This window comes from Bacillus fonticola (genome assembly GCF_012955605.1).
Classification (GTDB): Bacteria; Bacillota; Bacilli; order Bacillales; family JC228; genus Bacillus_CG; species Bacillus_CG fonticola.
Genome location: NZ_CP052135.1, coordinates 1,064,961 through 1,086,563, shown reverse-complemented (window position 1 = coordinate 1,086,563; position 21,603 = coordinate 1,064,961). Strand labels below are relative to the sequence as shown.

General features: G+C 45.1%; 27 protein-coding genes and 1 pseudogene. 8 read left to right on the top strand and 20 right to left on the bottom strand.

Annotated elements, in window-relative coordinates:
• Positions 1-30: 30 nt before the first annotated feature.
• The gene (locus tag HHK01_RS05350; RefSeq protein ID WP_170006758.1) at positions 31-1,029 is read right to left on the bottom strand and encodes a TAXI family TRAP transporter solute-binding subunit; all 999 of its coding nucleotides are present in this window, start codon (positions 1,027-1,029) and stop codon (positions 31-33) included.
• Positions 1,030-1,233: 204 nt separating this feature from the next.
• Between HHK01_RS05350 and HHK01_RS05345 the strand changes: the two genes are divergently transcribed.
• From HHK01_RS05345 to HHK01_RS05335, 3 genes are all read left to right on the top strand, one after another.
• Positions 1,234-1,968 carry an alpha/beta hydrolase gene (locus HHK01_RS05345; RefSeq protein WP_170006757.1) on the top strand — a complete coding sequence of 245 codons (735 nt, stop codon included), beginning with the start codon at positions 1,234-1,236 and terminating at the stop codon, positions 1,966-1,968.
• Positions 1,969-2,178: 210 nt separating this feature from the next.
• Positions 2,179-2,703 carry a YjcG family protein gene (locus HHK01_RS05340; protein ID WP_170006756.1) on the top strand — a complete coding sequence of 175 codons (525 nt, stop codon included), beginning with the start codon at positions 2,179-2,181 and terminating at the stop codon, positions 2,701-2,703.
• Entirely contained in the window at positions 2,700-3,131 is a 432-nt protein-coding gene (locus HHK01_RS05335; RefSeq protein WP_170006755.1) for a GNAT family N-acetyltransferase, read from the top strand. The genes HHK01_RS05340 and HHK01_RS05335 overlap by 4 nt, the downstream gene beginning before the upstream one ends.
• A 57-nt stretch (positions 3,132-3,188) precedes the next feature.
• Here the strand turns inward: HHK01_RS05335 and HHK01_RS05330 are convergent, their stop codons facing one another.
• From HHK01_RS05330 to mgtE, 14 genes and pseudogenes are all read right to left on the bottom strand, one after another.
• Positions 3,189-4,076, bottom strand: coding sequence for an MBL fold metallo-hydrolase (locus HHK01_RS05330; protein WP_170006754.1), 888 nt, complete (start codon positions 4,074-4,076; stop codon positions 3,189-3,191).
• Positions 4,077-4,090: 14 nt separating this feature from the next.
• Positions 4,091-4,369 (bottom strand): hypothetical protein, encoded by a 279-nt coding sequence (locus HHK01_RS05325; RefSeq protein ID WP_170006753.1) that lies wholly within the window; start codon positions 4,367-4,369, stop codon positions 4,091-4,093.
• Positions 4,370-4,470: 101 nt separating this feature from the next.
• Positions 4,471-4,725, bottom strand: coding sequence for a sporulation-specific transcription regulator SpoVIF (locus HHK01_RS05320; protein ID WP_170006752.1), 255 nt, complete (start codon positions 4,723-4,725; stop codon positions 4,471-4,473).
• Positions 4,726-4,866: 141 nt separating this feature from the next.
• Positions 4,867-5,022, bottom strand: coding sequence for a YjcZ family sporulation protein (locus tag HHK01_RS05315; RefSeq protein WP_170006751.1), 156 nt, complete (start codon positions 5,020-5,022; stop codon positions 4,867-4,869).
• A 234-nt stretch (positions 5,023-5,256) separates the two neighbouring features.
• Positions 5,257-5,970, bottom strand: coding sequence for a DUF421 domain-containing protein (locus tag HHK01_RS05310; RefSeq protein ID WP_170006750.1), 714 nt, complete (start codon positions 5,968-5,970; stop codon positions 5,257-5,259).
• Between the two features lie 6 nt (positions 5,971-5,976).
• Positions 5,977-6,333: a stage V sporulation protein AE gene (gene spoVAE, locus HHK01_RS05305; protein ID WP_170006749.1), complete on the bottom strand. Its 357-nt coding sequence runs from the start codon at positions 6,331-6,333 to the stop codon at positions 5,977-5,979.
• Entirely contained in the window at positions 6,330-7,370 is a 1,041-nt protein-coding gene (gene spoVAD, locus HHK01_RS05300; RefSeq protein ID WP_170006748.1) for a stage V sporulation protein AD, read from the bottom strand. Before spoVAD ends, spoVAE begins: the two co-directional genes overlap by 4 nt.
• 2 nt (positions 7,371-7,372) lie before the next feature.
• Positions 7,373-7,828, bottom strand: a complete 456-nt coding sequence (gene spoVAC / locus HHK01_RS05295; protein WP_194241293.1) for a stage V sporulation protein AC — start codon at positions 7,826-7,828, stop codon at positions 7,373-7,375.
• A gap of 27 nt (positions 7,829-7,855) precedes the next feature.
• Positions 7,856-8,338 (bottom strand): YhcN/YlaJ family sporulation lipoprotein, encoded by a 483-nt coding sequence (locus HHK01_RS05290; protein WP_170006746.1) that lies wholly within the window; start codon positions 8,336-8,338, stop codon positions 7,856-7,858.
• A 291-nt stretch (positions 8,339-8,629) separates the two neighbouring features.
• Complete coding sequence (locus HHK01_RS05285; RefSeq protein WP_170006745.1) at positions 8,630-8,980, bottom strand: DUF1360 domain-containing protein; 351 nt, start codon at positions 8,978-8,980, stop codon at positions 8,630-8,632.
• 481 nt (positions 8,981-9,461) lie between these two features.
• Positions 9,462-10,114: pseudogene (locus HHK01_RS05280) on the bottom strand (transposase); the annotation flags it as partial.
• Between the two features lie 1,051 nt (positions 10,115-11,165).
• The gene (locus HHK01_RS05275) at positions 11,166-11,732 is read right to left on the bottom strand and encodes a CotO family spore coat protein (protein WP_170006744.1); all 567 of its coding nucleotides are present in this window, start codon (positions 11,730-11,732) and stop codon (positions 11,166-11,168) included.
• A gap of 138 nt (positions 11,733-11,870) precedes the next feature.
• On the bottom strand, positions 11,871-12,635 hold the full coding sequence (fabI, locus tag HHK01_RS05270) for an enoyl-ACP reductase FabI (RefSeq protein ID WP_170006743.1): 765 nt from the start codon (positions 12,633-12,635) through the stop codon (positions 11,871-11,873).
• Between the two features lie 105 nt (positions 12,636-12,740).
• Positions 12,741-14,096 carry a magnesium transporter gene (gene mgtE, locus HHK01_RS05265; protein WP_170006742.1) on the bottom strand — a complete coding sequence of 452 codons (1,356 nt, stop codon included), beginning with the start codon at positions 14,094-14,096 and terminating at the stop codon, positions 12,741-12,743.
• A gap of 116 nt (positions 14,097-14,212) precedes the next feature.
• Between mgtE and prpE the strand changes: the two genes are divergently transcribed.
• Positions 14,213-14,953, top strand: coding sequence for a bis(5'-nucleosyl)-tetraphosphatase PrpE (gene prpE / locus HHK01_RS05260; protein ID WP_170006741.1), 741 nt, complete (start codon positions 14,213-14,215; stop codon positions 14,951-14,953).
• Here prpE and HHK01_RS05255 read toward each other — a convergent pair.
• From HHK01_RS05255 to HHK01_RS05240, 4 genes are read right to left on the bottom strand one after another with little or no spacing between them, the layout of a single operon-like run.
• A complete protein-coding gene (locus HHK01_RS05255) occupies positions 14,950-15,825 on the bottom strand; it encodes an RluA family pseudouridine synthase (RefSeq protein ID WP_170006740.1) in 876 nt (291 codons plus the stop codon). The two genes, prpE and HHK01_RS05255, sit on opposite strands and share 4 nt — an antisense overlap.
• A gap of 5 nt (positions 15,826-15,830) precedes the next feature.
• Positions 15,831-16,634, bottom strand: a complete 804-nt coding sequence (locus HHK01_RS05250) for an NAD kinase (RefSeq protein ID WP_170006739.1) — start codon at positions 16,632-16,634, stop codon at positions 15,831-15,833.
• Entirely contained in the window at positions 16,631-17,287 is a 657-nt protein-coding gene (locus HHK01_RS05245; RefSeq protein WP_170006738.1) for a GTP diphosphokinase, read from the bottom strand. The genes HHK01_RS05250 and HHK01_RS05245 overlap by 4 nt, the downstream gene beginning before the upstream one ends.
• A 20-nt stretch (positions 17,288-17,307) precedes the next feature.
• Complete coding sequence (locus HHK01_RS05240) at positions 17,308-17,688, bottom strand: UPF0738 family protein (RefSeq protein WP_170006737.1); 381 nt, start codon at positions 17,686-17,688, stop codon at positions 17,308-17,310.
• Positions 17,689-17,886: 198 nt separating this feature from the next.
• On the opposite strand from HHK01_RS05240, the gene HHK01_RS05235 reads away from it, so the two are divergent.
• The 4 genes from HHK01_RS05235 (at position 17,887) to HHK01_RS05220 (ending at position 20,600) form a co-directional block, all read left to right on the top strand.
• On the top strand, positions 17,887-18,474 hold the full coding sequence (locus HHK01_RS05235; protein WP_228027722.1) for a CYTH domain-containing protein: 588 nt from the start codon (positions 17,887-17,889) through the stop codon (positions 18,472-18,474).
• A complete protein-coding gene (locus tag HHK01_RS15815; RefSeq protein ID WP_322619381.1) occupies positions 18,471-19,127 on the top strand; it encodes a lytic transglycosylase domain-containing protein in 657 nt (218 codons plus the stop codon). The genes HHK01_RS05235 and HHK01_RS15815 overlap by 4 nt, the downstream gene beginning before the upstream one ends.
• Before the next feature lie 214 nt (positions 19,128-19,341).
• The gene (locus HHK01_RS05225) at positions 19,342-19,734 is read left to right on the top strand and encodes a globin domain-containing protein (protein ID WP_170006735.1); all 393 of its coding nucleotides are present in this window, start codon (positions 19,342-19,344) and stop codon (positions 19,732-19,734) included.
• Complete coding sequence (locus HHK01_RS05220; RefSeq protein WP_170006734.1) at positions 19,731-20,600, top strand: ClpXP adapter SpxH family protein; 870 nt, start codon at positions 19,731-19,733, stop codon at positions 20,598-20,600. Before HHK01_RS05225 ends, HHK01_RS05220 begins: the two co-directional genes overlap by 4 nt.
• On the opposite strand, the gene HHK01_RS05215 is transcribed toward HHK01_RS05220, so the two are convergent.
• On the bottom strand, positions 20,529-21,404 hold the full coding sequence (locus tag HHK01_RS05215) for a hypothetical protein (protein WP_228027664.1): 876 nt from the start codon (positions 21,402-21,404) through the stop codon (positions 20,529-20,531). The two genes, HHK01_RS05220 and HHK01_RS05215, sit on opposite strands and share 72 nt — an antisense overlap.
• Positions 21,405-21,603: the final 199 nt, after the last annotated feature.

Sequence of the window (21,603 nt, the reverse complement as noted above, 5' to 3'; positions counted from 1 at the left end):
TGACCCGCGTGCATGCGGGTCAGTCAAATGTTATTCTAGAAGACCTTGTTCTTTGAAGTATTTCTCAGCTCCAGGATGGAAGTCGATTCCGATTCCTTTTACAGCTGCTTCGGCACTAATCAGTTCACCTTTGCTATGTGCATTGGCAAGTGCATCTGTGTTTTCAAAAATTGCTTTCGTCACGTCGTAAACGACATCTTCTGACAGCGATGCATCTGCAACGAGCATCGCAAGAACAGCTACAGTCGTCACTTCTTCTTCAAGACCGTACGTTCCTGCTGGGATGATCTCTTCTGCATAGAACGGGTAAGCAGCGATCAGCTCTTCAATTTTCTCTTGCGAAATTGGAATAATGCGAACATCGACAGTAGCTGCCAAGCCTTCAACAGCTCCAGTTGGCGTTCCTGACGTGATAAATGCAGCATCGATGGTTCCGCTTTGGATACCTTCAGTTGATTCAGAAAAATCTAGGTTTTGTGCTTCAATATCTTCCATTGTCATTCCGTGAATCTCGAGAATTTGTTCTGCACTTGCGTACGTACCAGAACCCGGAGCTCCAACAGAAACTTTCTTTCCAGCCATATCTTCAACAGATTCAATACCAGAATCTGCCGTTGTCACCATTTGAACCGTTTCTGGATATAAAGCACCGATTGCTTGAATACTGTCGATCGGTTCTTCAAACATTACCTCACCATTTACCGCATAAGAAGCCACATCAGTTTGTGAAAATGCTAGTTGTGCTTCTCCTGCCGCCATACGGTTCATATTATCAGCAGAAGCATTTGTAGAAGGAGAATCTGTGTTAATTCCTGTTTCATCCTCAATAATCTGCGCCATTGCTCCACCAAGCGGGTAATATGTACCAGTAGATCCACCCGTTAACAGCGATAAGAATTCAGGAGTCCCGTCTTCTCCACCGTCACCGTTTCCACCACTGCCTTCCTCCGTATCCGAGCCACAACCAGCGAGCACAAGTGCAGCTACCAACATTGTCCCAAATAGCAGCATAAAACGTTTTCTCTTCATGTCAAGTTTCCCCCTTATTTGTCATATATTTAACACATCATCTACTATACTACCACATTCACCCGCGTTCATTCAATTCTAACATTGTTCTGAATTAAATAACAATTTAAATATGAAACCCCTTTCAAAATGCATTCCACTTATACTATGATACAATGTACGAGGTTTCCCAGATGACAAACAAGTAGAGAAAGGACTGATAGGATGGAACGTGGCAAAGTTCTAGACGATTCACTTTTTAGTCAGTCACTTGGAGAAGACGTCCCCTTTTTTGTCTACCTTCCACCGAACTATTCTACGTTATATAAATACAACGTGGCCATCGCGTCGGACGGAAAAGATTACATACAATTGGGACGTGTCCCTCGTATATTAGATGAATTTGCAGAAAAGGAAGATTGGGATGAGTGGATTTTCGTTGGCATTCCGTACGCTAATGTGAAGGAACGGCGAGCGCGCTACCACCCAGATGGAGAACAAATGAACGCGTATCTCCGTTTTTTAGCTCACGAGCTCGTTCCGTATCTCGATCGAGAATACCCCACCTTACACATGGGAAATTCACGCGCCTTGCTAGGTGATTCGCTTGCGGGGACCATTTCGCTGACAGCAGCCCTCACCTACCCAAACACATTCGGTCGCGTGATGATGCACTCGCCGTTCGTGAATGATCGCGTGCTAGAGAAGGTACAGCAAACGCAAGATCTATCCTCGCTCACGTTGTTTCACGCGATTGGAAAAGAGGAAACTAAGGTGCGCATGACGAATGGAGAAACGTGGGACTTTCTCACAACAAATCGAGAGCTAAACAAGCACCTGACTCCTACTGTTGGTGATTATGTTTACCGAGAATTAGACGGTGACCATACATGGAAAACGTGGCAGCCTAATTTGAGACACGCCTTGAGTTATACGTTATACGGAACCGAACTAGAGTAACGCTGTCTGTTTTAGCTATCATTTGCTATAATAAATCAACACAATAAGTACGAACTACACAGCCTTTTCTGTGGAAAAGAGGGAGCTACGGGAAGTGCAAATCCGATCGATAATCATCGTACTGGATAGGCAACCTCACATAGATTGTTCCTGATTTTTCTTCGAGAGTTCGCCTCTTATATGTTTTGAATGAAAAAGGAGGTAGTAAACATGAAATACGGTATTGTTATTTTTCCTTCTAAAGACTTGCAGGATTATGCCAATTCTCTTCGCAAGCGATACGACTCAAAATACGCATTAATCGTGCCTCATCTCACATTAAAACAGTCATTTGAATCAACAGACAAGGAAATACAGGAAATTTCATCTATTTTGCGAAACGTGGCCGCCTCCCATCGTCCATTCCAAATGGAAGTAACGAAGGTGAGCTCTTTCCAGCCAGTTAATAATGTCATCTATTTAAAGGTGCATCCGTCTGAAGAGCTTTGCAGCTTGCATGAAGACATTAACGATCAACTGCCTATGGCTGCCCCTGAGTACCAATTCGTCCCACACATCACCATCGGACAAGATCTGTCTAATGATGAGCACTCCGATGTATTCGGACAGTTACGCATGACAAATGTACAACGATCGGAACAGGTGGATCGCTTCCATCTCCTCTACCAACTCGATAATGAAGCATGGACTGTCCATGAAACATTTCGTTTAGACAAGGGAGCCTCTAACGAATGAAGGCTGTACTTGTCACGGATGATAAGCAATTACAAGATGCATTCTCTGTCCGAAAAGAAGTGTTCATTCATGAACAGTATGTCCCTGAAGAAGAAGAAATCGATCATCATGAAGGTGAAGCCACCCACATTGTTTTGTACGACAACAATACTCCGGTAGGCGCAGGACGATTTCGTATCGTTGACGGTAAGGGCAAAGTAGAACGAATTTGTGTTTTACAAAGTCATCGTGGACGAGGTGCTGGAAAAATGATTATGGATGCCGTTCACGACGAAGCCGCTAAACACGGGGTGCAAAAGCTTGTACTCAACGCGCAAACGCATGCGATTCCTTTTTATGAGCGTCTAGGTTACCTCATCACATCCGCTGAATTTTTGGATGCAGGAATTCCTCATAAGTCGATGGAAATCATTCAAGAAGCAAAATAAAAAAAGTGTGAAGAGACGTTATCGTTTCTTCACACTTTTTTAAATTTCTCACAACGTTTACGGGCGCTGTTGTACCCACAACCGGTAATTCTCCACGTACAACTCCAATACCCCGTCATCAACTAATGGAGAAATATACGCACTCACTGCTGTTCGATAGAGTGACCAATTTGTAGGTGCCTTCATGCTGACACGGAATGTTTCACAAACGGTTGCAACCAGTTCGTCAAAGGTGATCGGCTCCTTTGCTAGTTGTAAAAGCGCCTCTTCTACCTCTTCATGACGTTGCAAATTCATTTGTATCGTTTTGTGATACTCTTCTTCAAATGGTCCGTGACCTGGAATAGCACCTTCGTACGCTGTTTCCAGCAGCATATGTAACGTTTCTTTCGTTTGTTTTGCATTTACGATGTACGGTACTCCGTGCTTTTCTAATGCTTCTCTACCAAAATATGCATCGCTTGCATACAACACGCCATTATAGGCCACAGAAACTTGGTGTGTACTATGACCTGGTGTTGGTAAAATGGCCAACTGTAACCCTGCCAAGTCGGTCTCACCAACGTGTAGATGCTCGTCTACTTTTACTGCGGGTCCTTCTAAAAACTTCACCCGATACGAAGCTGGTGGTTCTGCTCCGTGAAACAAATAGAGGGGTTCTAGGTAAGGATGCTCAAGAATCATCGCTTCAAAAGAAGGAGCGTATACTCTCGCATGCGTCTTGTTCACAATCGACAGTGCACCCCCATAGTGGTCTGCGTGGGCATGTGTACAAATTAAAGCCTGTAATGGCAGTCCCTCTTGTTGTAGCGTCCGTAGCACCTTGTTGGCCGCTTGCTTATCGAGTCCAGCATCAATGAGAACCCCTGTCTTCCCGTCCGTGATGTAGCCGATATTGACTGCACCTTCCATCACAAAGCACCCTTGTTTCAACTGCCTCCACACGTAGCGCACCCTCCTTATACCGTTTCGTCAAAAAAATGACCCTTTAGTTTCTTTTGACTTAGTATATCAAAGGGAGATGCGGAAGCTAAGCTATCTTCGCAACGTCGGGTTGCAACGTGTAGCTCATCACCGTCCTGTTGATGCGAGACATTTCCCATATACTGTGTTTTTTGTCGCTGATTCTTGTAGGGTGGGGTTGGAGTTATCTGTTTCACATTTCCCACTAAAGGGGTTTCCGCTCTAAGATGATTTGACTGAAGTGGGATCGTACCGATGGGTAAAATGTAGCCCATTTTCCAATCACCTCCTTTTTTCATCCTATGACTCTTTGGCTAAAAAAAGAATACAAGGGGATTTCCGTTTCGATCTGGACATCCCCAAGCGAAAAACGTGATCACTTTTTTTTGTTGATCATATCAGAAATCGTATTAAAATCAAGTTGTTTCCCATCCGCCACGATCGTTTTCACGATTCTGTCTTCTGTTTCCTTTGGCACTTTCTTGTTCGCAATTTGCGATACCCGCTGTATCACTTGACGCACCGTTTTTTCATCTTTAAAGTCCGCGTTCTGTAAGGAATTCGCAAGTTCCAACACTTCGTTCATGTTGACTCCCGTTTTCTTTTCTATGTTCTTAAAGAATGAATCCATCCATTTCCTACCTCCTTGTAGTTTCACACAGTATTGTATGTGCTACCTATAAAAGAGGTGAGGAATTCACTTAATTTTCGAGCTTATCCATAAAAAAGAGCCGCACCCCTTTTTCAGGATGCGACCTTGTTCTTCCCTCTATTACATAAAACTTGCACCAACGATAATCAAAAGAATGAACAATACGACAATCAACACGAACGTTGATCCGTAGCCACCACCGTAGCCGACGCCGCCGCCGTAACCGCAGCCGCCACCGAAGCCACCGCCGTAGCCGTAACCGCCGTAACCCCACATATGCTGTCACCTCGCTTATGCTGAACTCACTTGTAACATATGCAAAGGTAGGGAAATGTGTATAGGCGGCTAGCTTCTTTCGTATGGAAAAGGGGAGGAGCTATGCAGAATCCTAAAATCATGTAATCTGTCCTATTGGAGAACGACTTCGAATGATTTGGGGCTCCGCTCGCACCGCCTTGATCACAACTAGACTGCTTTGTGATCAGTTTCCATGCATGGTTGAGTGCCCAGCTATGAGTGGGTTTTCTGTTGGACAAAGATTTTTTCATCAAGCAAATCAACGACAAGGGTCCCTTCCTCATCCATTTGAGCAAGGTAAATATCCTCTATTTGTATTCTACGATTTTGCAACATACGTGTTACCTCGTCTTTCGTGTAAGATAACGTTTCTAGTGCTCCTACATCCCATTTCCCGTTGTCGATAATCGCTTGTGGAGGGGTTGCTTGGTGAAAAGGAGGTGACATGTAATCACCGTATGTAAGCGGTTGCCTTTCTCTTTTCAAAAGCACACTCAAATCACCATTCGTGTCTAACGAGGCAAATTCAACATCTGACAATTGAAAAACACTTTTTTTACGGAGCTGCTCTAATAATTCTTCTCCACTATAATTTTCTTTACGCATATTTGCTTCGATTATGTTGCCATCTTCAATAAATACGGTCGGCTTTCCTTCAATAAAATGCCGAAATGAACGAAAACGAACGTTACAATAGTTAATGAGTATCGGGACTAGTGACCAGATTGCCAAACTCGTCAGTCCCTCTGTAAACGAAAGACTTCTCGTGAAGGAAAGCGTACTCGCAATATCACCAATCGCAATTCCCGCTACATATTCAAAAAAAGACAACTTGGCAAGTTGCTTTTTGCCAAGAATTTTTGTAATAAAAAAGAGAGCAACGATCAGAAAAATCGATCGACCGACAATGTCAATATGGGGAGGCATCACGCATCATCCCTTCGGCTTAAACAAAAGAGCACCTATAAAGGCAAAGACGATCGCAGCTGAAATACCCGAACTCGTCACCTCAAACATTCCCGTTAGCACACCAACAAGGCCATGCTGTTCATATTCCTGCATGGCACCGCGCAACAACGTGAAACCAAAATTCGTAATTGGAACAGTGGCACCTGCGCCCGCAAAGTCAGCGAGTGGTCCGTACCAACCTAGTCCTTCTAAAACCGCACCAGCTACAACGAGTATACTAAGTGTATGTCCAGGGGAGAGCTTAGCCACATCAAACATGAGTTGACCGATGACACAAATCGCTCCACCCACGACAAATGCCCAGAAAAACATGGCGATCATAGCCCGCTTCCCCCTTTCCCATCATCCAATTCGATGCTCACAGCATGAGCAATACATGGAATGGACTCTTTTTGCTGAAAGGATATGGGGGAAAGTAGCGCACCGGTTGCAACGAGTAGGATTTTCCTTAGTTCCCCTGAACGAAGCTTGTTCATCAGGTGACCGTATAGTACAGTGGCCGAACAACCTGCCCCACTCGCCCCAGACTGTACAGGCATCGTTTCGTCATAAATTTTCAACCCACAATCTTGTAGCTGCTCTTCTGGAACGGCATACCCTTCTTTTTGTAATAAGTCCAACAAGGTTTCACGACCAATTTTCCCAAGATCCCCTGTAATAATAGCGTCATATGCGCTTGGATTAATGCCTAAGTCCTGGAAATGTCCGACAATTGTATCACTGGCAGCTGGAGCCATAGCGCCTCCCATATTAAAAGGGTCTTTTAATCCATAATCCTTCACTTTTCCGATTGTGGCTGAAGTCGTCACGACCGCATCCCCTTGTACGGTATCTCTAGGTTGAATTAACCCCACACCTGCTCCGGTAACCGTCCATTGAGCTGTAGGGGGTTTTTGCCCTCCGTATTCTGTTGGATAGCGGAATTGGCGTTCTACGGCAGCATTGTGGCTTGAAGCACCGGTAATAATAGATCCGGCCCCACCGTAGTTTACGAAAAAACTTGCTAAAGCCAACCCCTCCATTGACGTCGAACACGCCCCGAAAATGCCTAAGTAAGGGATTTCTAAATTGCGCGCTGCAAAGCTTGTCGGCGTAATTTGATTAATCAAATCCCCGGCAATCATCATATGGACATCTTCCTTTTGTATTCCAGCCTTCTCAAGGGCAATTTGTGTGGCTTCTTCTAGCAAAAGTCTGTGTGCTTTTTCATACGATTTCTCTCCCATACGCAAATCGTCATAAAGTAAATCAAAATCGTCTTTGAGCGGGCTTTTCGCCTCGAACGGCCCTCCCGTTACACCTGTTGCTGTAATGGCGGGGGTGTTTTGGAATTTCCACGAACGTTTTCCAACGAGCATTTTTATACGACCCCCAGTTTCATAAGAGTTACCTTCACTAGGGCTATGACAAACGCGCCAAAAACCCCAAACAAAATGACGGAACCTGCCAGCTTAAACATGTTTCCACCTACCCCAAGCACAAACCCTTCTGTCCGGTGCTCTATAGCTGCCGAAATGACAGCGTTCCCAAATCCGGTTACCGGTACAGCACTTCCAGCTCCAGAAAATTGTCCAAGCTTATCATAAATGCCAAATCCCGTAAGAAGCATCGCTAAAAACACCATCGTGGCCACCGTTGGATTTCCGGATGTTTGTTCTGTAAAACGGAAAAAGTAAATGTAGAAATAGGAAATCGCTTGTCCTATCGTGCAAATAACCCCCCCGACAAAAAAAGCCCGTGTGCAATTTTTTAATAGTGGGCGTTTTGTTTCATGTGTGGATTCAATTTGCTTATACCACTGCTGTTTGGGAGACATATTTTCCTTTGCCAACTAAAGTCCCTCCTATGTTAGCTCATCTCGTAGCTTTACGATTTCTTCAAACCTTTTCTCAGCTTCTTTGTTTGTGTATGTTCCATTTTCCACTTTTTCTTTCAAACGTATTGTCTCTAAGAAAATCTTGTAGTCACTAGAAACAGTAAATTTTTCATCAGGAAAATGAGACTCTAAATAATTCGTTAGTGTCTTTTCAATCTTTTTCATGTGAAAACGTTGCATGTGCTTCACCTTATACGCCACGAGAAACTCTTTCTCTCCTTCTACCACGGACACATCATACAACTCTTTAAACTGTGAAACCTTCTCTTTGACTTGCTTCGCGGTTTCTTCGTCCTTTGTACTGTGTCCAGCTCCAACGATCAACTCATCCGGATTCGTTGTTTTCAGAAGCGCTAACGAGCTGTCATTCTGTTCATTTGAGCATCCTGTCACGATCAATAACATAGCCACAAATGATAGCCGGATTACTCGAGTACTCTTCACTGTCATCTCCCCCATTCAATTCATTGTTAGTTTTTTCAGGAGGGTGCTGTTTATAAGTGGGAAAAACTTGAAAAACAAAAACGGATGATCCGAGTCAAAATCGAATCATCCGTTTTTTTATTTATTCGCGCTGGTTGCTTTTCTTCTACTACTACCACAGCCACAACCCTTTTTCTTCGGTTGCGGACGTGTTTTTTTCAGAGGCTTCACTTTCGATGTTCGCTCCATACTTTGAGAACCTCCTTTTTCCTATCCATTCATTTTTTGTGCGCACACATATGTGTAAGGTCATTTCGCTTACTCTTTCAGCCAAGTTTGTACAATTGTTTCGATAATTGCAGCTATGCCAGCAATCGCCAAAATAACGAGAACGTGCCTCATTACATTCGGAAGCCACACCATCCCCCCATACAAACCGATGCTTACCCATATACCTGTGCACCAATAGCAAGTGAGCAACTCCCCCACCCATCCGCGCCATCCATTTCGAGGTTGCACGTACGTGTCTGTTTTGCCGTCTACCGTTTCTTCCCACTCATCTAAAAACGGACGGCGCAACCAACCCGTAATTTGATCAAAGACGAGCAAGCGAGTTAATCGAAAACTGGCAAGACATAATAGGAGAAAGGTAAGCCATGAGAGCTCCATGCCTCCACACTCCCTTCTCTCCACTATATGTAAAACAGAACCGATTTTGCTACCTGTCCTAACATTTTTCAAAGGCTGTTTTCTAAAAGATTGTTGCTTTTTTAATGAGATCTCATTACACAGTAGCTGTATGATGCGACGTAATGCAAATTCATATTGCTCTAATATCGCTCCGGAAATACACTTCGCTTTCCGCGGGGCGGGCGGTGAGCCTCCTCATCGCTGCGCTCTTGCGAAATGAAATGCGGAAGCGGTCCGTTTTGCTCCCTCTGAAAAATGTTCTTTGGCTTTAGAGGCGCTTTTTGCCTCAAAAGACAAAGGTTATTTTCAGACGGGAGCAGACCGCTGTAGCTAGACACGTCTCACCTGGCCACGCTTTTCCCGTAGGACAAGGAGGAAAGCTAAGGGCGCCACGTCCTGTGGGCCCCCGCTCCAATCAACGGTTTACAAATGAAGATTGAGCATGAACACAGCCTATAGTTTAGGCAACTTGTTGTTGATTGAATAAGGCATGGATACGATCAGCAGCTAATTTTGAAGCATTATAAACTAAGGTCACTAAATCAAAATGAACTTTGGCGCGTTTTCCAGTCCGGTGACGAACGTCGTTCAGTTGAAAGTATTTCTTTAAGTAAGCATTGACTCGTTCAACAGCTGAACGGCGTTTGAACAACTTTTTCCAAGCTTTTGATCCACGAGCGGGCGCTGTATATCTCCGTAGGTCGTTGGTGATTTTGACTTTATATACTTTTTGGCACACGTCTTCGTTGGCTAAAGGGCAGTCTGCATACTCTTTAGGACGAGTGTATTTCAGTGTCTCGTATTTGGCATCAAAACTGTCATAGCGATACGAGTGCTCCCGTAAGCAGAGGCGCATAGTGTTTATTAAATCTACTGATTCTGGCTCATTTCGCTTGTTATACCAATGATGGACTGATGCCCCATTCGATGTATTTGTTCATAAATAGGGTCATAATCATAGCCAGCGTCCATGGTCTGATAGCGTAATGTCGGAAGAGCGAGACGTTCATGAATCCCCTTTAATAGTGGGATCGCTGCCTTTCCATCGTTCAGACTACCCGATGAGAAAAGGGTCTGTAGTATGTATTGACTCGATGTGCCGACAGTCAGATGAAATGCTCACACTCAGAGAGGAATGCTCAGACTCAGAGAGGAATGCTCAGACTTAGGGAGGGATGCTCAGACTTAGGGAGGAATGCTCAGACTCAGGGAGGAATGCTCAGACTCAGAGAGGAATGCTCAGACTTATGGAGGGATGCTCAGACTTAGGGAGGAATGCTCAGACTTAGGGAGGAATGCTCAGACTCAGGGAGGAATGCTCAGACTTAGGGAGGGATGCTCAGACTTAGAGAGGAATGCTCAGACTCAGGGAGGAATGCTCAGACTTAGGGAGGGATGCTCAGACTCAGAGAGGAATGCTCAGACTTAGGGAGGAATGCTCAGACTCAGGGAGGAATGCTCAGACTCAGGGAGGGATGCTCAGACTCAGAGAGGAATGCTTAGACTCAGAGAGGAATGCTTAGACTCAGGGAGGAATGCTCAGACTTAGGGAGGAATGCTCAGACTCAGGGAGGGATGCTCAGACTCAGAGAGGAATGCTTAGACTCAGGGAGGGATGCTCAGACTCAGGGAGGAATGCTCAGACTCAGGGAGGGATGCTCAGACTTAGAGTGGAATGCTCAGACTCAGGGAGGGATGCTCAGACTCAGGGAGGGATGCTCAGACTTAGAGTGGAATGCTCAGACTCAGGGAGGGATGCTCAGACTCAGGGAGGAATGCTCAGACTCAGAGAGGAATGCTCAGACTTAGAGTGGGATGCTCAGACTCAGAGAGGAGGAAAGGCTAAGAGCGCCACGTCCTGTGGCAACGCCTTTCTGACCCACGTCCTGTGGGCCTCCGCAGTGAGCGTACTTTGCTCGCGAGGAGGCTCAGCGCGAAGCCCACGGAAAGCGAAGTGTATTTCCGCAGCGTATTCTAGCAGTATCTTCATTACGTCGTATCATGGGATTACTGTATAGTAAAAACAACAAAGGGTACGAAAAGAGCCTTTTCAAAAGATGGGCATCGCTCTCGGATCGAGTGTTGCGCTCCTTTGGTTGATACTGTTCAGAATTCAAAAGAAGCGCCCCTCACGTTGTAGCTCAACAAGGACGCTTCTTGTAGTTTATAGGCCAATTACCTCTATAGAATCGATAGATGTCCAAGCTATTTTAAACGTTCTTCTCCGCTGTGGATGTTGAAACACAACCCCTTCTTCATCCGCATCCACCACTTTCACGTCAATCTTATCCTCACCGACAGTTATTTGGCATACCGGTTTCGGCAGAATAGACGGTAACTTACTCAGATGCCAAATCATCTCTTCTTGTGTCATATCACGAAGCCTTTTCTTTCTACTTCCTTCATTTGGTTCCTCAGTGCTAACCTCTTCTGCTTCTACCACATGTACCGTGTCAGAACCAAGTGGCTCGTCAACATCCTCCGTCTCTTTCGTATCTGTGTCTATGTTTGCGCTTGTATCTGCAGCTGCCCCTGTGCCTTTGTGAACATCAGCAACTGTTTCTTCCATTATTTCTTCATAAGCTGACTCTTCACGATCGTATTGCTTTTTTGTAGGTGTACGATAGTACGATTGCATGTGGGGGATAGGCGGCGGATTTGTACCGACTAACGGAACGTGCGAACCTTCCTTAGAAGTACTTGCCTGACTTTTCTTCTTATGTGATGACATGGAACTTTCCTCCTCTCTCTACAACATATGCAAAAAGTAGATGGACGTTGAGTCCCATAAGCAAACGTACAAATTTCCACGAAACGACAAAAAAGGGGCTCCCCCATTATGATGGGCAGCACCCTTTGCTATGCGGAATTACAAAATATGATATCCGCTATCGACGTGAATGTTTTCTCCCGTGATGCCACGAGCTAGTGTACTGAATAAGAATGCGGCCGTGTCGCCTACTTCCTCTGGTGTTGTCGTACGGCGTAGTGGCGCTTGTTCTTCAATTTCTTTTAAAATGGAGTTAAAGTCGCTTACTCCTTTGGCCGACAGCGTGCGAATGGGGCCTGCAGAGATACTGTTGACGCGAATTCCGTCTTTGCCTAAATCTCCTGCTAAGTAACGAACGCTTGCATCTAGAGAAGCTTTCGCAACACCCATTACGTTGTAGTTCTCGATCACGCGCTCCCCACCAAGATACGTTAACGTCACAATGCTCGATTCATTTGTAAGGAGCGGGCGAGCTTCTTTCGCAATGGCAGTTAACGAGTACGAACTAATGTTGTGCGCCAACAAAAAGCCATCGCGCGTTGTGTTCAAATATTCGCCGTTCAATTCTTCTTTATTAGCAAATGCGATACAGTGTGCGATCCCATCAATCTCACCAACTTTTTCTCCTATGGTTTTGAATGCTTGGTGAACGGATTCATCGCTCGTTACGTCACATTCCAAACAAAGGGCGTCCTCTTGAAGTGAGGTTGCTAAATCACGTACACTTTTTTCAAACCGTTCACCTGCATATGTAAAGATAAGTTGTGCACCTGCTTCGTGAAGAGAACGGGCAATCCCCCACGCGATACTTCGCTTATTTGCGACACCCATCACGACAATTTTTTTATTTTCCAATTTAAGCATGTTTGTTGCCTCCTTAAATGCTACTTACTACTAAGACCTAGTCATAATTGTACAAGATGTTACCGCAAAAGAGAAGTAGCTGATTTCTATTTGAATATGCACCGTTTATAAATATCCCATAAACGTCGTTGCTAATCCTAAATAAATAAGAATACTAATCACATCATTAATGGTGGTAATAAATGGTCCTGATGCCACAGCAGGATCTATTTTTAATTTATGCATTACGAGTGGGACAAGCGAGCCAGCCAACGTCGCAACGAATAAGGAACAAAAAATGGCGGATCCTACCAATAAACCGAGCACCCAAGATCCTTGCCACAATGCGACAACAAAGGTAACTACCACCCCACACGTTCCCCCTGTTACTAGACCCGTTCCCGCCTCACGAAAAATGAGCTTCGTTACGCCTTCCTCAGCAAAGTTTCCTGTCGCTAGTCCACGTACCGCAACGGCCAGAGCTTGCGTGCCACTATTACCAGCCATCCCTGCAATGAGTGGAATAAAGACGGCCAAAACCGTTACTTTATTAAGTGTTTCTTCAAAGTTTCCAATTAAGTTTGCCGTGAAAAGTCCTAAAAATAATAAAATAATGAGCCAAGGTAGACGTTGTTTCGCCGCTATAAAAGGATTTTGATCGACTTGATCGACGTCGGAAACACCGGCAAACTTTGAGTAATCATCGGTCGCTTCTTCATCAACAACGTCTAAAATATCATCCACTGTAATAATACCGAGCAATCGCTTCTTTGAATCTACAACCGGCAATGCTAAAAAGTCGTAATCTTTCATTTTCCTCGCAACTTCTTCCTGATCCTCCCCAACAAATACAGATTCCACATTGTTATACATCATATCCTTAATAAACGTGTCCTCATCGTGAACGATCAAGTCACGCAAACTCACGACTCCAACTAGTTGATTAAAATCATCCACTACATACACATAGTAGATCGTTTCCGCTTCTGGCGCTTCTTTTTTTAAAATGTTCATGGCACTCTTCGCCGTTTGTTGTGAGAAGATCGCGATGTATTCTGTTGTCATGATGCTTCCCGCGGTATACTGGTCGTAGTGAAGTAAATCTTGCAAATCTTCAGCTACGTTATCGTCCATCGTTGTGAGGAAGCTGGTTACTAATTTGTCGTCGAGCTCCTGCAGTACATCGACTGCATCGTCTGTATACATATGCTCAAAGATGGATGCCGCATAAGCCGTCTCCATTTCGTTCATGATACTCTGCAGGAAGTCTGTTTCCTCATCAACGTGCTCGATCAATAATGCCATTTCTTCTGGAGATAAAAAGCTATAAAAAGTAACGCGCTCCTCTTCTGATAACTGTACAAACAGTCGCGCCTGATCGTACGGATGTAACTGTAAAAAATGGGATCGAAACGAATCATAAGCTTCGTCTTGCAGCCATTTTTTTATTGAAGGATCGATTTCCACACGAGGTTCGGTCATAAGGAACACTCCTTTACAGTAGCTCTTAACGCCTTCTATAGCAAAGGCGCCTGCACCGTCATACATCATATCAAAAAGGGGGTACAAATTGTATCTCTAAAGAAAGGAGAAAGATCATGACATTTGATTGTATAGGAGACATTCACGGTTGCTGGCGAGAACTCGACTGCCTGCTCCAAAAACTCGGATACATAACAGAAAAGGGAGTCACGTCACACCCTGACAATAGAAGGGTCGTGTTTGTCGGCGACTTAACTGATCGAGGACCTGAAAGCATTCGTGTAATAGAGGAAGTGTATCGTCTCGTCCATAAGGATAAAATTGCCCGTTATGTGCCGGGCAACCACTGCAATAAATTATATCGATACTGGAAAGGGAATCCCGTGCAAATTCGCCACGGTCTTGAGACAACAGTTGCAGAATGGGAAGCGCTCACGCCTAAGCGGCAACGTGAGGTCAGGCATAAATTTCAAACACTGTACGAGAGAGCCCCTTTGTATGAGCAATTAGACGACGGTAAGTTAATCGTCGCTCATGCTGGCATACGAAAAGACGACATTGGCAACTACTCCAAGCGAGTGCAATCTTTTGTCTTCTATGGCGACACGACAGGCGAATTTCACCCTGATGGTGCCCCCGTTCGTAGAAATTGGGCAAAGGACTACGACGGAGAAGCACTGATCGTGTACGGACATACGCCTGTTCGTGAACCGCGGTGGATCAATGAAACAGTAAATATCGATACGGGGGCTGTGTTTGGTGGTGAATTAACAGCTCTACGTTATCCGGAAAAAGTGACGGTGGCCGTGAAATCGTCGCTCCCCCCCGTAGAAGAAAAATTCCGCTATGAACTTTAAGGCAAAAGTTCTACCGGGAACGGTGAATGAAACGTGAGCTGGCGTCCTGTTAACGGATGTATACATGAAACACTCGTACAATGGAGCGCCTGGCGCGTAACGTGCGTGGTGGTGGGGCCTCCGTACAAGTCATCACCTAAAAGAGGATGGCCTAAGTGAGCAAAATGAACACGAATTTGGTGCGTCCTCCCCGTATCTAACGTCATACGGACACGAGACCAATCCTCCCCCTGCTTCAGCACCCGATAGTGAGTGCAAGCATACTGGCCATCCCCTCGTACCTCCCGCTCAATAATACTCGTATCTTTCCGACCGATCGGTGCCACAATCGTCCCTTCTATTTCGTTAGGTAGAAATGTTCCTGCAACAAGTGCTTCATACGTACGCTGCAATGATTTAGACCGCTGTTGTAAGGCGAATAAACTATGAATGTATCGATGCTTGGCAATGACGATTAAGCCAGACGTATCACGGTCGAGCCGATTGACTGCATGAAACGTGGAAGACACACCTTGTGATGCGAGATGAGCGACAAAGCGATTCGCCACACTGCCCTCTGGGTGCTCCCGAGAAGGAATCGTACTCACGCCTGCTTCTTTATCAACAATAACAAACGCCTCGTCTTCGTAAATGATTGAGAGTGGCGTTGCATCTAACGTGAGCGTTGTCTGTTCTCTTGGGAAGACTACACGCACGACATCCCCCGACTGCACCACTTTCCTCACGGTTACTTCCTTTTCATTGCAAAGAAGAGAACCTCCATCAAATTTGACGGAGGCCAATGTGCGTTTGGAAACATGTTTTGTCGATAAAAATTGTTTTAGCGTTTGATCAGCTTCGTGCTGAGCTACCGTCCATTGAACACAGTACATCTGGATTATCCCCTCTCATCGGAAATAAACGAATCGTGGACTCGCTTCCAAAAAGGAAACGGTCTGAAGCGAGCAAATCTCACGCGTTCTGTTGCCACACGGAACTGGATCGCCTTTACATCTTTGTGTAACTGTGTCAGATGGTCAACCGTAACTAAAAAATCAGGACCACTAACAGGCTTCAACGTACACGTGTGATGTGAAGGCAAAATAAGCGGCGATCCTATCGTTCGAAACACTTTGTTATTAATGGACGCCATCTCTGCCAGTTGGATAGCCGGGATCGACGGGTGAAGAATCGCCCCGCCAAGTGCTTTGTTATAAGCAGTAGATCCAGAAGGTGTAGACACACACAAACCGTCGCCACGGAACCGTTCGAAATGCTCACCACGAATGTCGACGTCCATCACCATGGTTCCTTCTACACTTTTCACAGTCGCTTCGTTCAGCGCGAGCATCCAAGCTTCTTTACCACCATGATGGTAGCGAATCATCACCTCGAGTAACGGGTATTCAATCGTTTGATACGGCGTTTTCGCGATAGCAATGACTAGCTTTTCGATCTCCTCTGGCACCCAATCCGCATAAAACCCGAGATGCCCTGTATGGATCCCCACAAAAGCCGTTTTATCCAATCGTGAACGGTACCGGTGAAACGCATATAGAAGAGTCCCATCTCCCCCGACACTGACGACGATGTCCGGCTGATCCTCATCGTATTCTAGCTCAAAATCTTGTAAATACGTCCGAATTTTGTGGCTTAAAATATTGGATTTTTGGTCACCTTTTGAAGTCACTGCAAATTTCATCTTATCGTTCCCTCACCGTCTGATCCGTCTTGAGACTTCTCCTTTTTTCTTGTAAAGAAAGCCTGTGCCTCTTGGATTTCACCTTTAATTTGCGACATCTCTTCATCTAGTAAATAAGCAGCTTCACTCGCTCGTTGCAAACGATATTGAATATCTTCTGGGAACTGTCCGCTGTATTTGTAATTCAAGGAGTGCTCGATCGTCGCCCAAAAATTCATGGCAAGTGTACGTATTTGGATTTCCGTGTAAATGTTTTTCTCGCCAGAAATAGTCTGTACAGGGTAGCGGATAACGAGGTGATACGAACGGTAGCCACTTCTCTTTTTGTTGGAAATATAGTCCCGTTCCTCAACAATCTCAAAATCTTTTCGTTTTCTAAGCAAGTTGACTACACGAGAAATATCATCAACAAATTGACACATAATTCGCATCCCTGCAATATCCTGCATTTCTGCTTCAATTTGGTCGAGTGGAATGCCTTTGTTTACGGCTTTATCGAGTATGCTGGCGATTGGTTTCACACGTCCTGTTACGAATTCTATCGGGGAATGATCCAGTTCACCATCGTATTGCGAACGAATACCACGTAACTTAATTTTCAGTTCTTCAACAGCTTGCTCATACGGCGCAAGCAACTTTTCCCATTGTTCCATCGCGCTTCCACTCCCTTGCACTACTTAGCTGACGCGAAGAAAGCTTCCTCGACAGCTGCTACCATCTCATCCCCATAGTTTGCATTACCCTCGATGTTACCTATAAGGTTCTCTAAATTTACCCAGAAATGTGGAAGGGATACCGTCGATGCCCCGTCACACATCACTACCTCTTTCCTCTCATCCCATCCCTTTTTCAAATCAACCCAAATAGGCTGTGGCCAAAGTATATATGTATACCCTTCGTCATTCTCTAATATAGAAAGAAAACTCAAATCATCTGAGTGCGCTAATAGTTGATCAGCATCTGCTAATCCTTGGAGTAATTGACCGTTTGCTAGATGGGCTACGAGACGGTCTCCCTCGTAAGTTGTACGTTCCACAGTATAAAAAGTTCTCATAACAGGTGTCACCTTTCTTCAACAACAATTTTTCAGCAAAAGAAGCCAATATTAGTGTAACATATAGAATAAAAAGTGGTAGCCTGCCTATCACAGATTCCTCTTCTCGCGCCAATGCGGTTACCGTTCCTGATCGCGGTTGATTTTGCACACCCGCAAATTCTATACTAAATAGGTAGGTGTTTTCATTTGGCAGAAATGGAAAGAGAATTTAAAAATATGCTGACGAAAGAAGAATATGAACGACTTTTACAGGCTTTCACAGTAAAAAAAGAGGACCGCAAGCAACAAATAAATACGTATTGGGATACAGAAACATTCACACTTAGGGAACACGGAGCTGCACTTAGGACACGAAAAAAACCAGGAACAGCGGAATTAACATTAAAAGAGCAACACGCAGACGGAATCTTAGAATGGACGGATGCATTAGACGAAAAAACGTATGAGCAAATTCTAGTCCAGCACCCATTTGGTGAGGGTGAAGCCATAACTAGATTGGAAAACACACACAACATCGTTCCGAACCAATTACGTAAAATCGGTGAACTTACTACATTGCGCGTAGAACTACCATACAAAAGAGGGCTTCTCGTATTTGATGAAAGTCACTATGGGCAAACGGTCGATTTTGAAATAGAATATGAAGTAGAGAACTGGTCTGAAGGAAGACAAGCGTTCACTGAATTGTTACGACTGTATCAGATTCCGGAACGCCCAGCAGACAAAAAAATTGCTCGTGCGCTAAGAGCGTATGAAGTATCGAGAGGAGAGGGACAAGCTTGAAAATTCAAGAACAACAGTCGAAGCTACTCCAGGAAATTCAAGTACTTCGCACAATGGGCTCAACTAATGCGACGTCTAGCTCGCAAGTCGGTAGTTCATTTGCCCCTTTCCTTGATTCCCTTTTCGCTAGTAACGAAACACCGGGTAGGGTGACCCAAACGCCATTCGCACCACTCACCTCTTTCAATAAGTCGCTTGTTTATGGCATCACGAATCCTACCTTATCCACTCTACCAGCAATAGACAATGAGTCAGCATCATTAGTTTCTAACGATGTAGATGAAATTATTTCTTACGCTAGTCAAACATTTGGGGTACGCGAAGACATCATTCGGACCGTAATCGAAAAAGAATCGGGCTTTAGACAAGAAGCTGTCAGTAGCGCCGGGGCACAAGGCTTCATGCAGCTCATGCCGGCGACTGCTAGAGGACTTGGTGTAGAGGATCCCTTTGATGCAAAGCAAAATATTATGGGTGGAACAAAATATTTACGCCAAATGCTCGATCGTTATGGTGACAATTTATCACTGGCACTAGCCGCTTACAATGCAGGACCGGGTACTGTCGATAAATACGGAGGGATCCCACCGTTTCAAGAGACACGAAAGTATGTTGCTTCTATTTTACAAAGAGTTCCTTCATCAGTTGTCTAAACCATTCATCCCCTTCCATTTTATGGTGGGGATTTTTTTTGTTAACCGTACAACACTATGAGAATCCTATTGATAAGAGCGAAATTTCTTCACGAACGCTTATTATCTTCCGCAGAGCAGGCGGTTTATTTGAGTTTTTCCTGCTCGTTCGCTTACAATGACAATACATCTTGCATAGCTTATGTTCTTGTTAGATGTAGAGGGGGAGTACAACATGAAAGGAAATGCGGTGACACCTTATGAGGCGATTGGAAAAGAAACATTGCACCGTCTCGTCCACGCGTTTTATACCCGTGTAAGCCAGCACCCACAATTGAAACCTATTTTTCCAGACGATTTGACCGAAACGGCTCGAAAGCAAGAGCAATTTCTGACTCAATATTTAGGGGGACCTCCTCTTTATTCCGAAGAACACGGGCACCCCATGTTGCGCGCAAGACATTTGCCATTTGAAATTACACCAACCCGAGCAAAAGCTTGGCTCCACTGTATGCACGAAGCAATGGATGAAGTGAAATTGGATGGGCCCGTTCGCGAGGCTCTTTTTTCTCGACTCGCATTAACCGCACAGCATATGATCAACACAGAAGAGGATGATGGCGAATGAAGGTTGGGAACTTCAGACAGTCACGGACGACATCTTGCCATCAAAGGCCTGTTGAAATTTATTTTTTCCTTGATCCTTTATGCCCCGAATGCTGGGCTATGGAACCAACTATAAAAAAGTTACAAGTTGAATATGGTGACTATTTCACAATCCGGCACGTAATGAGCGGAAAACTCGCCTCTTTTCACGAACAAAGTCGAAAAAAGCCTGAGCGAATTGCCGAAACATGGGAGCGCACCGCCAGTCGATCCGGCATGAGTTGTGACGGCAGTCTATGGTTTGATGATCCGATTTTCTCACCATCGATTGCTTCAATCGCCGTAAAAGCAGCAGAACTGCAAGGTAAAAAGGCAGGAATCCGCTACTTACGAAAATTACAAGAGTGTTTGTTTCTTCAAAGTCAAAACATTACACACGAGACTGTCCTTACAGACTGTGCCAAACAAACTGGTCTAGATGTCTTTGAATTTCGAGAAGACCTGTTTCGACAAGGGGCTACAAAAGCATTTCAGTGTGACTTGCAAATCACGTCAGAAATGGACGTATCTGAAGTCCCCACCCTCGTTTTCTTTAATGAAAACATTGAGGACGAAGGTTTAAAAGTCTCTGGATGGTATACGTACGAAGTTTACGAGGACATTCTCTCCTCAATGGTTTCAGAGACGCTCACACGTCAAGAGCCACCTACTATAGAACAATTTGTGGAACGGTACCGTTTCGTGGCAACAAAAGAACTTGCCGTCGTCTATGATCTATCTGCCGCTGAAGTAGAATTTGAAATGAAAAAATTACTCCTACAACGTAAAGTGGAGCGCATCCCCGCTAAATTCGGGACATTTTGGCGCTATACAGAAACACCGGAATGACAGTTTCGCTGTCGATTCGGTGTTTTTGTTTATGGACCGCGGATATCGGCTTCTGATCGCGGATATATTCCCCTGATCGCGGATATCGGCTCCTGTTCGCGGATATATTCTCCCGATCGCGGATATCGGCTCCCGACCGCGGATATATTTCTCTGATCGCGGATATATTCCCCCGATCGCGGATATCGGCTCCTGTTCGCGGATATATTCCCCCGACCGCGGATATTGGCTCCCGACCGCGGATATATTCCCCTGACCGCGGATATCGGCTTCCGATCGCGGATATATTCTCCTGACCGCGGATATCGGCTCCCGACCGCGGATATATTTCTCTGACCGCGGATATCGGCTCCCGATCGCGGATATATTCTTCTGATCGCGGATATATTCCCCTGACCGCGGATATCGGCTTCCGATCGCGGATATATTCTCCTGACCGCGGATATCGGCTCCCGACCGCGGATATATTTCTCTGACCGCGGATATCGGCTCCCGATCGCGGATATATTCTTCTGATCGCGGATATATTCTCCTGACCGCGGATATCGGCTTCCGACCGCGGATATATTCTCCTGACCGCGGATATATTCTCCTGATCGCGGATATATTCTCCTGACCGCGGATATCGGCTTCCGATCGCGGATATCGGCTCCCGATCGCGGATATATTTCTCTGACCGCGGATATATTCTCCTGACCGCGGATATCGGCTCCCTATCGCGGATATATTCTCCTGATCGCGGATATTCACACTACGCAAAGAGGCCTCGCTCACTAGGAGCAAGGCCTCTTTGACTACGAACAAAGGGGATGGGAGAAATTTTTCACGGTCAAACAAAGGGGTATGTGTTTGCTTGTGATCAACTTCACATCTATACTATAGCACGCCATAAAATTACCGTGCAATAGATTGTTACTCTTTTCACAATATCGTCAAATTGAAAGGGGTTTCACGTAATGTTCATAAATAACAGTAGTGAAGGGGTGGTGTATTCTTTTCAGTC